General features: G+C 70.3%; 12 protein-coding genes. All 12 read right to left on the bottom strand.

Annotation, left to right across the window (positions count from 1 at the left end; genetic code table 11):
• Positions 1 to 255: 255 nt before the first annotated feature.
• On the bottom strand, positions 256 to 1,125 hold the full coding sequence (locus tag ACFU5M_RS06180) for a 3-hydroxybutyryl-CoA dehydrogenase (protein WP_379044569.1): 870 nt from the start codon (positions 1,123 to 1,125) through the stop codon (positions 256 to 258).
• A gap of 323 nt (positions 1,126 to 1,448) precedes the next feature.
• On the bottom strand, positions 1,449 to 2,738 hold the full coding sequence (aceA, locus tag ACFU5M_RS06175; RefSeq protein WP_379044566.1) for an isocitrate lyase: 1,290 nt from the start codon (positions 2,736 to 2,738) through the stop codon (positions 1,449 to 1,451).
• 431 nt (positions 2,739 to 3,169) lie between these two features.
• Entirely contained in the window at positions 3,170 to 3,478 is a 309-nt protein-coding gene (locus ACFU5M_RS06170; RefSeq protein ID WP_379044563.1) for a hypothetical protein, read from the bottom strand.
• Between the two features lie 92 nt (positions 3,479 to 3,570).
• Complete coding sequence (gene puuE / locus ACFU5M_RS06165) at positions 3,571 to 4,527, bottom strand: allantoinase PuuE (protein WP_379044560.1); 957 nt, start codon at positions 4,525 to 4,527, stop codon at positions 3,571 to 3,573.
• A gap of 258 nt (positions 4,528 to 4,785) precedes the next feature.
• Positions 4,786 to 5,757, bottom strand: a complete 972-nt coding sequence (gene alc, locus ACFU5M_RS06160) for an allantoicase (protein WP_379044557.1) — start codon at positions 5,755 to 5,757, stop codon at positions 4,786 to 4,788.
• 44 nt (positions 5,758 to 5,801) lie between these two features.
• Positions 5,802 to 7,019 carry a DUF6986 family protein gene (locus ACFU5M_RS06155; RefSeq protein WP_379044554.1) on the bottom strand — a complete coding sequence of 406 codons (1,218 nt, stop codon included), beginning with the start codon at positions 7,017 to 7,019 and terminating at the stop codon, positions 5,802 to 5,804.
• Positions 7,016 to 10,114 carry a molybdopterin-dependent oxidoreductase gene (locus ACFU5M_RS06150; protein ID WP_379044551.1) on the bottom strand — a complete coding sequence of 1,033 codons (3,099 nt, stop codon included), beginning with the start codon at positions 10,112 to 10,114 and terminating at the stop codon, positions 7,016 to 7,018. The genes ACFU5M_RS06155 and ACFU5M_RS06150 overlap by 4 nt, the downstream gene beginning before the upstream one ends.
• On the bottom strand, positions 10,114 to 10,956 hold the full coding sequence (locus ACFU5M_RS06145) for an FAD binding domain-containing protein (protein ID WP_379044548.1): 843 nt from the start codon (positions 10,954 to 10,956) through the stop codon (positions 10,114 to 10,116). The genes ACFU5M_RS06150 and ACFU5M_RS06145 overlap by 1 nt, the downstream gene beginning before the upstream one ends.
• A gap of 490 nt (positions 10,957 to 11,446) precedes the next feature.
• Positions 11,447 to 12,808, bottom strand: coding sequence for an 8-oxoguanine deaminase (locus tag ACFU5M_RS06140; protein WP_379044545.1), 1,362 nt, complete (start codon positions 12,806 to 12,808; stop codon positions 11,447 to 11,449).
• Entirely contained in the window at positions 12,796 to 13,701 is a 906-nt protein-coding gene (pucL, locus tag ACFU5M_RS06135; RefSeq protein WP_379044543.1) for a factor-independent urate hydroxylase, read from the bottom strand. Before pucL ends, ACFU5M_RS06140 begins: the two co-directional genes overlap by 13 nt.
• Before the next feature lie 7 nt (positions 13,702 to 13,708).
• Positions 13,709 to 14,026: a hydroxyisourate hydrolase gene (uraH, locus tag ACFU5M_RS06130; RefSeq protein WP_379044541.1), complete on the bottom strand. Its 318-nt coding sequence runs from the start codon at positions 14,024 to 14,026 to the stop codon at positions 13,709 to 13,711.
• 76 nt (positions 14,027 to 14,102) lie between these two features.
• Positions 14,103 to 14,606, bottom strand: coding sequence for a 2-oxo-4-hydroxy-4-carboxy-5-ureidoimidazoline decarboxylase (gene uraD, locus ACFU5M_RS06125; RefSeq protein WP_379044538.1), 504 nt, complete (start codon positions 14,604 to 14,606; stop codon positions 14,103 to 14,105).
• Between the last annotated feature and the right edge of the window lie 52 nt (positions 14,607 to 14,658).

The following is a 14,658-nucleotide window of genomic DNA, read 5'->3' as shown; positions in this document are numbered from 1 at the left end:
TCGGCAACACCTACTTCTGCTCGACTCCGCATCGAGGTCGGGCAGCGCCGCGGCCACCGCAGCGAGCCATTGCCTCGGCGCACTTCGACAGCAATCGCGAGGTTCTCGCCTTCCCGCCCCGTCGAGTGCGAGTTTTACGAGCACCGTTCGCGGCCCATCTCGCGTCCGAGTGTCCGTTGCGCATGCGCCGCAGGCGCGAGCAGCGGACGCTCGGACGCGAAACACCCAGGGGCCGCGAACACGCGGCGCCGCAGATCAGGCCCTGTACTGATAGAAACCCGCGCCGGTCTTCTTGCCGAGCAGTCCCGCCTCGACCATGCGCATGAGCAGCGGCGGAGCCGAGTACAGCTGCTCCTTGAACTCGCCGTACATGGAGTCCGCGATCGACTTGACCGTGTCCAGGCCGACCAGGTCGGTCAGTGCCAGCGGACCCATCGGGTGGGCGCAGCCGAGCACCATCGCCTTGTCGACGTCCTCCTTGGTGGCGAAGCCGGACTCGACCATGCGGATCGCCGACAGCAGGTACGGCACCAGCAGCGCGTTGACCACGAAACCCGAGCGGTCGGCCGAGCGCACGACCTGCTTGCCGAGCACCTCACCGGCGAATGCCTCGGCCCGTACGGAGACCGACTCGCTGGTCTTCAGCGTGGTGACCAGCTCGACGAGCGGCAGCACCGGGACCGGGTTGAAGAAGTGCATGCCGACCACGCGCTCGGGGTTCGCCGTGGCGACCGCGATCTTCATGATCGGGATGGACGAGGTGTTGGAGGCCAGCACGGCCGAGGGGTCGGTGACGACCTTGTCGAGTTCGGCGAAGATGCTCGTCTTGACCTTCTCGTCCTCCAGCACCGCCTCGACCACCAGCTGGCGGTCGGCGAAGTCGCCGAGGTCGGAGGTGAATCGCAGACGCCAGGCGGCCTGTTCGCGCTCGCGCTCGGTGATCTTGCCGCTGCTCACGCCGCGATCGAGGGACCGGAGGATGCGCGCGCGACCGGCCGCGGCCAGTTCCCGGGTCTGCTCGAACACGAGCACATCGACGTGCGCCCTGGCACACACCTCCGCGATTCCTGCGCCCATCTGGCCGGCGCCGATAATGCCGACGCGTTGGATCTTTTCGCTGCTCACGTCCCGCTCCTGCTGGGTTGTCTGGCTCTGGGGTGGCTGGTCTGCGAAGGTGTCGCTCCGGTGTGAGCGCGCCCTTCGATGGTCCAAGGTATAGGGATGCCCTCCCCGCCGGGGCTGTTCAGCGGGGAGGGCAGTACACCCCTACCGGAGTAGAGGAATGTCGGTATTCACGTCGGGAACCTCACTTCCCTAGCGAGCACCAGTTGTAGGCATCCGCTCATGAGTTCGGCTGCTTACGCAACCACCCACACGCGAGGCCATCGAGCGTCGTACGCGGCCCGCGAGATGCACAGGGCCGCGGACACGCCGCGCGGAGGCGCGACTCAGTGGAACTGCCCCTCTTCGGTGGAGCCCTTCAGCGCCGCGGTGGAGGTGTTCGGGTCCACGGTGGTGGCGATGGTGTCGAAGTAGCCGGCACCGACCTCACGCTGGTGCTTGATGGCGGTGAAGCCACGCTCGGCGGCGGCCTTGAACTCGCGCTCCTGCAGGTCGACGAAGGCGGTCATGCCCTCGCGGGCGTAGCCGTAGGCCAGGTCGAACATGCCGTAGTTGAGCGAGTGGAAGCCGGCCAGGGTGATGAACTGGAACTTGAAGCCCATCGCGCCGAGCTCACGCTGGAACTTCGCGATGGTCGCGTCGTCCAGGTGGGCCTTCCAGTTGAAGGACGGCGAGCAGTTGTAGGCCAGCAGCTGGTCCGGGAACTCGCTACGGACGGCCTCGGCGAACTTGCGCGCGACCTCGAGGTCCGGCACGCCGGTCTCCATCCAGATGAGGTCGGCGTAGGGCGCGTAGGCCTTGGCACGCGCGATGCAGGGCTCGATGCCGTTCTTCACACCGAAGAAGCCCTCGGGGGTGCGGGTGCCGTCCAGGAACTCACGGTCGCGCTCGTCCACGTCCGAGGTGATCAGGGTGGCGGCCTCGGCGTCGGTGCGGGCGATGATCACCGACGGCACGTCGGCGACGTCGGCGGCCAGACGCGCGGAGGTCAGGGTGCGGATGTGCTGCTGGGTCGGGATCAGCACCTTGCCGCCCAGGTGGCCGCACTTCTTCTCGGAGGCGAGCTGGTCCTCCCAGTGCACACCGGCGGCGCCGGCGGCGATCATGGCCTTCTGCAGCTCGTAGGCGTTCAGCGCGCCACCGAAGCCGGCCTCGGCGTCGGCGACGATCGGCGCCAGCCAGTTGGAGACGGAGGTGTCGCCCTCGACCTTGGCGATCTCGTCGGCGCGCAGCAGCGCGTTGTTGATGCGGCGGACCACGGACGGAACCGAGTTGGCCGGGTACAGCGACTGGTCGGGGTAGGTGTGGCCGGACAGGTTCGCGTCACCGGCGACCTGCCAACCCGACAGGTAGATGGCCTTCAGACCGGCGCGGACCTGCTGGACCGCCTGGTTGCCGGTGAGGGCGCCGAGGGAGTTGATGTAGTCCTCGTTGTTGACGAGATCCCACAGGATCTCCGAGCCGCGGCGGGCGAGGGTGGCCTCCTCGACGACGGTGCCCTGGAGCTTCGACACCTGCTCCGCGCTGTAGTTACGGGTGACGCCCTTCCAGCGGGGGTTGGTGTCCCAATCCTGCTGGATTTCCGCGGCGGTCCTCGGGGTGCCGGTGGTCGACATCTGTGACTCCACTTCTTAGTTCGGTCCATGCCGCCCGGTCGAGCTACGAGGCAGCTCGTACTGCTGGAGCGGCAATTTGCAGGCTTGCTAGGCCCTTGGGGTGTACTTCCACACGATGGCACACGAAGAAATAGCCGTCTACCTGTTGTTAGTGTGAATCTGAGCTAGGTTTTCGGCTGCCTTTGCTAACTCTGCAAAATTTGCCACCAAATTGCAAAGGTGCAATCTACTAGCCGGTAGCGCTGACGTGGGGTTTTAGCGTAACGCTCGTACTGTTAGCGATCGACGGGCGGCCCCGCCTCGGCCGGGCCCGGCATTCCGCACTGTGAGCACCTTCACAAGTCCTGGCAGGTGCCCATCGTGTGGGCCAGGCCACCCGTCGGCGAGCGGGCCCGATACGCGGAGGCCCGCCCGCGAGGCGGTACGCACGCCTACTCCGGCTCCCCGAAGATCTCGCACACCCTGGCGGCGTACGCGGTCGGGTGAGTCAGGTTGCCGTTATGCCCGCCGGGGAATTCCACCACCGGCTCGCCGCACAGGGCAGCGAGTTCCTGTGCCGCCTTATAATCGAAGACCTGCCGGGGTGTGGCGCGCCCACAGGCGGGAACGATGCGCACCGGCGACCGGCGCAGCGGCGCGACATCGAGATGGTCACCCTTCGGCCCCGCGACCCCCGCAGCTAACTCCGAACGCCCCTTGAAGGCATCCCCGGCCGATGCGGGCCGCGCTGAGTCCACCATGACGCGCCCGGCCCGACCCACGCCGCGACCTCGGCTCACGAGTGGCACATCAGCGAGAGCCTTACTCGCGTTTTGCCACAGCCTTGTGCCACTCATGGATCATCGGAGGAGGAAGGGGGTGGGTGGGTGGCGCGCCAGTGGTCGGCGATGTCGATGCGGCGGGTGATCCAGACCTGGTCGTAGGACTGGATGTGGTCGAGTAGGCGTTCCAGGGCGGCGGTGCGGGCGGGGCGGCCGATGAGGCGGCAGTGCAGGCCGATCGAGAGCATTTTCGGGCTGCCTTCGGCGCCCTCGCGGTAGAGGACGTCGAAGGCGTCGCGTACGTGGACGAAGAACTGCTCGCCGGTGGGGAAGCCTGCGGGTGAGGCGAAGCGCATGTCGTTGGTGTCCAGGGTGTAGGGAACCACCAAGTGGTCGCGGCCGCGCACGCGCATCCAGTAGGGCAGGTCGTCGGCGTAGGAGTCCGCGTCGTAGACGAAACCGCCGTGCTCCACCACCAATTCCCTGGTGTGCGGGGAATCGCGGCCGGTGTACCAGCCCATCGGCGCCGCGCCGGTCAGCTCGGTCAGGATGCGCACCGCCTCGGCCATGTGCGCGCGTTCGGTAGACCGGTCGGTGAGCTGGTAGGACTTCCAGCGCAGACCGTGGCAGGCGATCTCGTGGCCCAGTTCACGGAAGGCGGTCACCGCCTCCGGATTGCGTTGCACGGCGCGGGCGACCGCGAAGATCGTCAGCGGCAACCCGCGTCGCTCGAAGACGCGCAGCACCCGCCACAGCCCGGCGCGGGAGCCGTATTCGTAGAGCGACTCCATGCTCATATGACGGTTCGGGAACGCTTCCGCAGGCGTCATCTCCGATAGAAACGTCTCCGCGTGTTCGTCACCGTCGAGGACGTTGTTCTCGCCGCCCTCCTCGTAGTTCAGCACGAATTGAACCGCGATCCGCGCCTCACCCGGCCAGCGCGGGTCCGGCGGGTTCGGGCCGTAACCGACGAAATCTCTTGCGCCTTCGACTGTTACGTCCCGCCACCCGCGGTCCTGCCTGCTCACGACTGCGCCTCATCCACGCTCCGCTGCCGCCTTCGCACCTGGCCGCTCACGACGGGTCGCCGCCGACACTCCGCCGCCACCCTCGGGCCCCGCTGCACCCGACTGCGCCTGCCCGACGCTCCACCACCCGCCCTTGCACATGCCTCACCACTGCACCTGCCCGACACTCCACCACCCGCCCTTGCACATGCCTCACCACTGCACCTGCCCGACACTCGAATCCGGCAGACGCGATGCGCGGTATCGACTTCCGCTCGTTCATGCGCCGAGCTCGCCGTACAGGCGCAGCCGCGCCAGCCCGCCGTCCGGGTAGATATCCAGGCGCACCTCTTCCACGGACGCCGCCATCGGCGCGACCGGGAACCGGTGCCTGGTGTCGGGTTGCAGCGCGGTGCGGGGCAGCAGCTCCAGCTCGGTGCCGTCGTTGGTGCGGCCGGTGAGCCGAGCCGCGCCCGGACTGTTGCCCAGGAAGTAGGAGGTGTCGAGTTCGGCGAGCCGGATCAGTCCCGGTCCGGCCAGCCGGATGCGCACCCAGTCGTTGCCGTCGTCCCGGCGGCGGGCGGTCTCCCACCCCTCGCCCATGGACCGGGCGTTGCCGGGGTACAGCATGTGGTTGGGCGAGCTGTAGAAGCGATTGGAGCAGTCCAGTACCAGCGCGCCGTTCTCCAGCGCGGCCAGATCGAGCGGGCCGAGTCCGAGCAGGCGAGGATCGGGCCGCCCCTCGCCGTGCACCCGCAGCCTGGCGACGCCGCCGTCGGGGTGCATGGTGAGCTTCACGTGTGTCCAGCGCTTCTCGTTCTCTACCGCGAACAGGTTGCGGCTGTCGCCCGTCACCGGGGAGCGATCGACCAGCAGCACCCAATCGTCGCGCGCGGCAATGCTCTCCGCGGGCGGATAGTCCTCGATCTCCAGTGCGGACACCGAGACGGCGGGCGGGTAGTTGCCCTTGAACCACGCGGTGTCCACGACGATGCCGCGGATCACGCCCGGCACACCGAGCCGCACGATCGCGGAATCGTCGCCCGGTCGGCCGCGATGCCTGCGGGTCTCCCAGCCGTCGTAGATCTGGCCCTTGTGCCCGAAACTGGATGGCTGGTACTGCGCGGGACCGGGGCTGATCAGATTCTCCTTGTCCGCGAAGAATTCGTCGTTCGCCCAGATCACCGAACCGCCGAGCGGCCGGACCGCCAGATCCGGCAACAGCGTGATCTCCTCGTCGTCGCCCCGCATCGCGCCTCCTGTGTCTTTCGGGACCGCCCCGTTCGGATGGCCGATCACGTCGCCTCCGTCGGGATCGGCGCGCGGGCCACCAGCGCGCGCAGGACCGCCTCGGTGAGTTCCGGCGCCCCCGCGTCCGGGCGAGCGCCGCACTCGATACCCCGCAGCACGGTGGCGGCGAGCGCTTCCGCGGTGGCGGGTTCGTCCACGACGTCGCCGCCGCGCCGGGCCAGATAGTCGCGCAGGCGCGGCGCCGCGACATCGATCGCCCGGCGGAAGAAGTCGTAGGTGGCCAGCCAGCGTGTGACCAGGTGGCCCGGATGCATGTCCCAGCCCTGGTAGTACCCCCGCCGCAACGCCCGGGCGACCAGCCGGTGATGGTTGCGCAGTGCGGCTTCCGGGTCGGCGTCGGGCACGATCTGGGTGGAACCGTCGCACACCCACACCCCGGTCTGCGCGGCCGCCACCTGCATGACCGTCTTGGCGTAATCGGCGGCCGGATGGTCGAGCGCTTGGTCCGGCGCGGCGACGCCACAGGCGGCGGTGTAGTCGTAGGTACCGAAATGCAACGCGCTGCAACGGCCTTCGGACAGAGTCAGCATGGCGGCCACGGGCGCGGTGCCGTCCGCCGCCAGGATCGCCTGTGGGCTCTCGATCTGGAGTTCGAAGCGCAGGCTGCCCTCGGCGATGCCGTACGCGCGCTCCAGCCCCACGCACAGTTGCACCAGAGGCGGAACTTGCTGCGCTGCACGTACTTTCGGCACGGTGAAGACGAATCCCGCAGGCACACCGCCCGCGCCCGCCAACACGAGATCCAGCGTGCGCAGCGCACGACGACGCTCCCCGCGGCCCAGGCCCTTCATCCGGATGCCACTGTTCGCCGGCCCTCCGGAGCGCCGCGCCCAGGCGGCGAGCACCGCGCCCGCCGCCGTGGCCGCGCGGTCCTCCTCGGCGTCGGCGCGCAGGCCGTAGCCGTCCTCGAAGTCGATGCGCAGATCCTGAACCGGACTCGCCTCCAGCCGTTTGCGCACGTCGGGCAGCGAGCCGGTCGCGTCGAGCGCGGTCAGCAGATCGTGGTGGCGGTCGAGCAGTTCGACCGCGGCCGCGCCCCACTCCCCTGGAGTCTCCTCGGCGACCCGGTCGGCCGGGACGTACACGGTGTGGATCGGTTGCGCGCGGCCGTTCGAACCGGGATACCTGCGGCGCAGCTCGGTATCGACCGTGTCGAGCATCGACTCGATCCGCGCACGGACGTTCTCCGGCACCTTCGTCATCGTGACCCCTTCTCCCGCAGCGCGGCCCAGACCCGGTCCGCGGTCATCGGCAACCCGTACAGCCGCGCGCCGACCGCGTCGCGGATCGCGTTGGCCAGCGCGGGGGCGACCGGGTTGTACGGCGACTCGCTCATCGATTTGGCGCCCAGCGGACCGAGCGCGTCGGAAGTCTCGGCGAAGTAGACCTCCGTGCGCGGCACGTCGGCGAATTGCGGCACGTGATAGTGCCGCAGGGTCTGGGCGCCCACCACGCCGTCCGCGCTGCGCATGTCCTCGTACAGCGCCGTGCCGACGGCCTGCGCCGCACCTCCCTCGACCTGCCCACGGCACTGCACCGGGTTGAGCACGGTGCCCGCGTCGACGGCCTGGATCGACTGGAGGATACGCACGGCCCCGGTGCCGGGATGCACGGCGACGCGGAAGGCGTGCACGTTGAAGCTCACCGACCGGGGGCTGCCCCCGTGCTCGGCGTGGGCGGTGAGGTCGCCGCCGGTCAGCAGTTCGGCCGCGGTGAGCAGCCGGTCGCCGCAGCGCACGCCGCCGGAGGCGGGCACGCAGTCCCGCTGCGGGACACCCGTCAATTCGCGCGCCCTGGCCAGTATGAGGCCGCGCAACGCGCAGGCCGCCGCGTACACCGCCTTGCCCGCGACCACGATGCCGGTGGAGCCGAACGCGCCGGTGTCGTGGTCCACCAGGTCGGTGTCGGCGTGCCGGACCACGATGCGGGCGAGGTCGGCATCCAGCGCGGTGGCCGCGAGCTGCGCGTGCACCGTCGTCGTACCGTTGCCGAATTCCGCCGTGCCGACCCGGATCTCGTAGCGGCCGTCGGGCAACAGCGAGGCCGTCGCCGACGACCGATGACCACGCGGCGGGACGGTCGCGATCATCGAGGCGGCCATGCCGGTGCCCACCCGCCACTGCGGGCCGGGCGCGTGCACGTCGTTGCCGCGCAGCAGCGCGCGTTCGGCGAGGTCCAGGCACTGGTCCAGACCGTAGCTGCCGAACATGAGGTCGCTCTCGTTCACCGCGGCGCCGACGAACGGGTCACCGGGCACCACGACGTTGCGGCGGCGCAATGCGAACGGGTCCACGCCGAGCGCGTGCGCGAGTTCGTCCAGCGCCGACTCCACCGCGAAGATCACTTGGCCCAGGCCGTAGCCGCGGAACGCGCCCGAAGGAACATTGTTGGTGTACACCGCTCGCGCGTCGACCCGCTTGTTGGCACAGCGGTACAGCTCCACCGACTCGCCGACGCCGTGATACATCACCCCACCGCTGTGATTGCCGTAGGCGCCGGTGTCGGCGAGCACGTCTACGGCCAAGGCGGTCAGCACACCGTGGGCGTCGGCCCCCGCCGTCACCTCGACTCGCATCGGATGGCGGCAGGTCGCGGAAACGAACTCGTCGGCGCGGGTGAACTCGTACTGCACCGGCCTGCCGGTCCGCAGCACGGCCAGCGCGATCAAGTCCTCGGCCAGCATCTCCTGTTTCGCGCCGAACCCGCCGCCGACCCTGGCCGCGAACACCCGCACCTGCCCCGGCGACAGCCCGAACAGGCGGCACAATTCATCGCGGACCAGGAACGGCACCTGGGTGCTGCACCGGATGACGAGCCGTCCGGCGTCATCCAGCCAGCCGACCCCGCCGTGTGTCTCCAGGTGCACGTGCTGCCCCCGCGGCGAATGCCAGACGCCGCGCACGACGTGGGCCGCGGCGGCCAGTCCCGCCGCGACGTCGCCCACCTCGCCGTGCAGCTCGGCGACGAGGTTGCGGCCGGAATCGGCGATCCGGGCCGAAACCGGTTTGTCCGCGTGCAGTTTCGGCGCCTCGGCGCGCAGCGCGTCGCGCGGATCGAATACCGCGGGCAGGACCTCGTAGTCGACCTCCAGCAGGCGGCACGCCTCGCGGGCGATCCCGACGCTGTCGGCCACCACCGCGGCCACCCGCTGCCCCACGAACCGAACGGTCCGGTCGAGCACGTAGGTGTCGTCGGGATCATCGGTGCGCAGTTCGTGTCGTGCGGTGGAGAACGGCACGTCCGGCGCATCGGCAGCGGTGAATACCGCGTGCACGCCTGGCAGCGCCACGGCCGCGGCGACACCGATCGAGCGGATGCGCGCGTGCGGGTACGGACTGGTCAGCACCGCGATGTGCAGCGGGGCGATCGGCGGCACGGTGGCGGCATCGTTCGTTCGCGGTAGGTCCTCGGTGGGGGAGCCGACCTCCGGCAGGTCCAGCGTGAACGGCTCGCTCCCGGAGACGATGCGCGGCCCGGCCAACGCGCCGACTCCGGCCCCCGCACCTCCGGCGGTCGTCACGATCCCACCGGGAGGGAAGGCCGCAGAACCACCCGAAGTACGCGGCTCGCCGCCGGGCACCCCGCCCGGCACGCCGACCCCCGCACTTCCGGTGCTTGTCTCGGTCCCGCCGGGAGGGCAAGCCGCAGAACGGCCCGAAGTACGCGCCCCGGCCGACACTCCGGCTCCCGCACCTCCGGCGGTCGTCACGATCCCATCGGGAGGGCAAGCCGCAGAACCGCCCGAAGTACGCGGCTCGCCGCCGGGCACCCCGGCCCACACGCCGACTCCCGCGCCACCGGCGGTCATCACGGTCCCATCAGGAGCGAAGGCGGCAGAGTCGCCCGGATCGGGCGGCTCGCCCAGCGCGGCACGGATGGCGCGGTAGCCCGTGCAGCGGCAGAGATTGCCTTTCAGCAACTCCGCGAGTTCGTCAGCCGGCACGGCGATCCGCTCGTCGTCGCCGCACCCCAATCCCGCGGCCGTGACCACCATGCCCGCGGTGCAGAACCCGCATTGGAATCCAGCGTTGTCGACGAACCGGCGCTGCACCGGATGCGGGTGCTCGGGCGTTCCGAGCCCGGCGGCGGTGGTGACGGACCGTCCGGCGGCGCGATAGGCGGGAAAGACGCAGGAGTGCACCGTCATTCCGTCGACCAGCACCGAGCAGGCCCCGCAATCGCCCGTGTCACACCCTTTCTTCACCGCGAGGACGCCGTTCTCGCGCAGCGCTGTCCGCAGGCACTGGCCCGGCCGCGCCGTGATGTCGACGGTCCTGCCGTCCACCTCGAATCGCATCAGAATTCCCGCAATTCCGCGGCGACCTCACGGGCGAGCATCCCCGCGACGTGCTCGCGCCACTCCGGCGACCCGTGCGGATCGTCGAACCACAGCGCGGGATCGATCATGCTCAGAGCGTCGCGTACCGCACCGTCGCCGGGCGGGGCGGCGAAATCCAGGACGACGGGCCTGGTCGTGGCGGCCGTGATGGTGACCGCGCTGCGGCCGTCGCGTTCCCGCCGCCCCATCACCACGGCGCCCGACCGGCCGAGCGGAGCGAGCGCGATCTTCCGGAAGCCGGTGCGTGCCAGCAAACTCGACCGAGGCAGGCGAATCGAGCGCAGCACCTCACCGGGCCGCAGCACCGTGCGCCCCGGACCGAGGACGAACTCTCGCATCGGGATACGCCGATCGGCGCCGTCGGCCGCCCACACCATCGCCATCCCGTCGAGCGCGACCAGCGCGCCGAGCACCGCGCCCGCGGGCAGCGCGAGGCAGACGTTGCCCCCGACGGTAGCGCTGCGCCAGATCTTGTGCGAGGCCAGCAGCGCCCGGCAGGATCGCGCGAACAGCGCGGTCCCCGGCCACGGGTCGTGCAACACCGGCATCCCCAGCTCACGTCCCGGCGCGGCGCCGGCGAACTCGGCCAGGGTGCAGGTCGCGGCGATCTCCAGTCCGTCGTCCCCGATCTCGAACGCGGGCCATCCCAAGCCGGTGATGTCGACCAGGCGCACCAGCTGATCCTGCGGCTCGGAGAACAGGAAGGTCCCTCCGGCGAGCACCGCAGTCGAAGCGCCGAGCACGGCCAGGTCCTCCCGCTCGCGGGCGATCACCACCTCGCGGATCGTGTCCAGGTCCACGTCTCACCTCGTTCCTGCCTCTCCGTCACCGTAGAGCCAGTCGGTTGCCGCCATATTGCGCGCGACGCGCGTCGGATTGCGCGGCCGTTACCTCGCCGCACGACGGCCGTCCGCGGCCGGGAACCACCCCGGCCGAGCGGGCGTGCCATCCACAACACCACAGCTCCGCCCGCATCGACGGGCCGTCCGAGCCGACCTTGCTTCAGTATTGCTCGTCCCGCCTGACCAGGCACGACACCTCGCCCAGATCGGCGCTGCGATCCTGCGCCGCGGGTACCGGACAGTCGCGCGCCGACAGCCTCTTCCCGTCCTCGCCGCCGCCGACAGCGCCACCGTGCGCTGGGTGCTGCTGACCACACGGTCGAGGAGGTGGACGAGCTGTCCGCCCCGCCTACCTCGACCAGCACGGACCGTGCGACGACGGCACCCCGTCCGGGTAAGCCGGTCCGCTTTTCGGCAGGCTCGCCGGTGACCGATCCGCGCGAGCCGCTCAACCCGCCTTCGCGGCCAACGCCGCCTGCGCGCGCGCCACCTCGCCCGCGACCACCTCCGTGTCCACCGTCCGCACCTCGCCGTCGCGCACCACCTCGCGTCCGTTCACCAGCAGCGCGGCCAGCTGGGGGGCCGAGCCGAGCACCAGCGCGGTCACCGGATCCTCGATCCCGGCGTGCGCGGCCGTGTCCAGGCGCCACAACGCCAGGTCCGCCAGCTTGCCCACTTCGATCGATCCGATCTCGGCGGCCCGGCCCAGCACTCGCGCGCCGCCCATGGTGGCCAGTTCGAGCGCGGTACGCACGGTCATCGCTCGCGGCCCGCCCCGGTTGCGCGCCCACAGCAACGCGTGGCGCGGCTCCTCGATCATCGAACCGGCCTCGTTGCTCGCCGCACCATCGACGCCGAGCCCCACCGGGACGCCCGCGCGCACCAGGTCGGCGGTGCGCGCGACACCCGCGCCGAGCCGCGCGTTCGAGGTGGGGCAATGCGCCACGCCGGTGCCGGTTCCCGCCATGGCGGCGATCGCGTCATCGTCCAGGTGGACGGCGTGCGCGTACCAGACGTCGGAACCGAACCAGCCCAACCGCTCCATGTACTGCGCCGGTGTGCAGCCGAAAGTGTCGGCGCAGTAGTCCTGTTCGTCCACGGTCTCGGCGAGGTGGGTGTGCAGCCGGACACCGGTGGCGCGAGCCAGCGCCGCCGATTCGCGCAGCAGGTCCGCCGTGACCGAGAACGGCGAGCAGGGCGCCAGCGCGATCCGCAGCATGGCATCGAACGACGGGTCGTGCCAGCGCGCGATGGCCGCCGCGCTCGCGGCGAGGATGTCGTCCAAGCGCTCCACCAAGTGGTCGGGCGGCAGCCCGCCCGCGCTCGCCCCCAGATCCATCGAGCCGCGACAGGGGTGGAACCGCAGGCCGACCCGCGCCGCCGCGGTGATCTCGGCCGCGAGCGGGTCGCCGCCGTCGCGCGGGAATATGTAGTGGTGATCGGTGGTGGTGGTGCACCCGGTGCGCGCGAGAGCCGCGAGCGCACCCGTGGCCGCCACGCGCACTCCGTCCTCGTCGATACCCGCCCAGACGGGGTAGAGCGTGGTGAGCCATTCGAACAAGGTGTGGTCGGTGGCCAGGCCGCGGGTGATCCATTGGTAGAGGTGATGGTGGGTATTCACCAGCCCGGGAGTCAGCAGGCAGCCACGCCCCTCGATCCGCCGCGCGTCCGGGCCCAGGTCCGGCGGATCCCCCGCACCGACCGCGTCGATCCGGTTGCCGCGCACGACGACGTGGCCGCGGGTGTACTCGGTCCCGTCCGCGTCGACCGTCGCGACGGCGCAGTTCGCGACGACGGTCACCTGGTCCACGCGGGCCCCGCTTCCGGTGCGTCCGCGCGCGCCACGGTGGCGTGGATGAGCCCGTAGGGCCGGTCGTCGGCGTGGTACACCTCGCCGCGGTTCTCGATGCCGAAGCGGGTCAGGTCGTAGTCGAAGTTGTGCTTGTTCGGCGCGGCGAGCCGGATCTCGGCCAGCACCGGATAGGCGGCGAGCGCGGCCTTGCCCATCTCGAACAGCGTCTGTTGCATAGCCTTCGAGTGCAGCGTCGCGAAGGTCTCCACCAACCGCGCGCGCACTCCGGTGTAGACCTCGTCCCAGTCGACGCCCGCGCTGTCCGCGAACCGCCACTCGGCGATCAGTGACGTGGCCAGCATCCGATCATGGGTCGGCGCGAGCACGGTGAACTCGTCGGTCAGGAAGTCCGCGAACTCCGACCCGGTCGACTTGAGGATGGTCAGATCCTTCACCCCGCCCACGACCCAGGCCCGCCGCTCGCTGCCGCTCCCGGCCACGGTGACCGCCACGGTGCGCACTTCGGGCCCTCGGCGCACCCAGGTGTGGTCGTGCTCCACGCCGCCGACCGAGACGCGCTGCCAGGCGTATTCGTCGACCTCGACGCGCGCGCTGCGCACCGGTTCGATCTCGGTGACGAAATGATCGGCCAGCGCGAGCGCGTAGTCCTCGATGGCGCGCAGTCCCGGCTGCTTCGCGAAGGCGTAGGCGGTCTGCTTCTGTGAGTCGGTGGGCAGCACCTTCGCTTGGTCGCCCGCGACGTACGCGTCGGCGAAGTCGCCGCGCAGCACCGTGGACACGTTCACGTCGCGGATCTCGTGGCGTGCGGTCTGCCGGTGGATCCGGACGATCCGGTTCTCCGCCTTGCCGTATCGGTGGTCGGTCAGCACGATCGGCCCGGTCAGTTCCATGCTCGGCTCAGCTCCCTCGATAGGTGGAAAAGGCGAAGGGCGACAACAGCAAAGGGACGTGATAGTGCCGCTGCTCGGTCACGGCGAACGCGATGCTCACCTCGGGATAGAAGGTTTCGACTTCCCGCTGCGCGAAATAGGCGCCGGTGTCGAACACCAGCCGATAGGTTCCGGGTTCGAGCGCTTCGCCCAGTGCGCCGATCCGTCCGTCGGCATCCGTTTCGCCTGAATCGAGCCGCCGGTCCCGCTGGTACAACGTCACGGTGACGCCCGCGGCGGGCGCACCGCGCACCGCGTCGAGCACGTGTGTGCTCAGCGTGCTCATGACTGCGCCTCGCCGGCGCTCGGCTCCGTCATGGCCACGAACGTGGCTGCGCCGGCCGTTCGCTCGCTACACTCACTCACGACCACTCCGCCAGCAGAGCGTGCACCCGGACCCGGTTGATCTTGCCCAATTCTGTTCGCATGATTCGCCTTTCGGTTTCGGGATCATTGCGCAGCCGGGCGGTGAGCAGCGCGAGCAGTTCCTCGCCCGACTTTCCGCTCGCGCACACCAGATAGATGTGCCCGAACCGCTCCTCGTAGGCACGGTTGCCCTCCGCGAGCGCCGCGCGTACCGCGTCGGCCGCTCCCGCCACCCCGGCCTGCTCCCGCGCCGAAGCCGTCGATCGCGGCCGCTCCCCGATCCTGGGATGCCCTGCCAGGGCGAGGTCGAGTTCGGACTCGGGCAGCCGCGCCAACACCTCGTCCGCCGTGTCGAGCAACGCGTCGACGCTCCGGTACGGACGGCCGGCGACCAGCGACCGCGCGAAGCCCGGCGACGAGCAGCAGCCGAGCACCGCCCGGTAGGCCGCATCCTCGGACAGCGCGTCGAACCCCGCGAGCCCGGATCGCTGATCCGTCATCGGACCAGCATCGGATACGACCAACCGGGCCGCCACCGGAAGGGTCGGGAGC

It is taken from the genome of Nocardia sp. NPDC057455, assembly GCF_042802775.1.
In the GTDB taxonomy this organism is placed as follows: Bacteria; Actinomycetota; Actinomycetes; order Mycobacteriales; family Mycobacteriaceae; genus Nocardia.
This window is presented reverse-complemented; position numbering and strand designations above follow the sequence as displayed.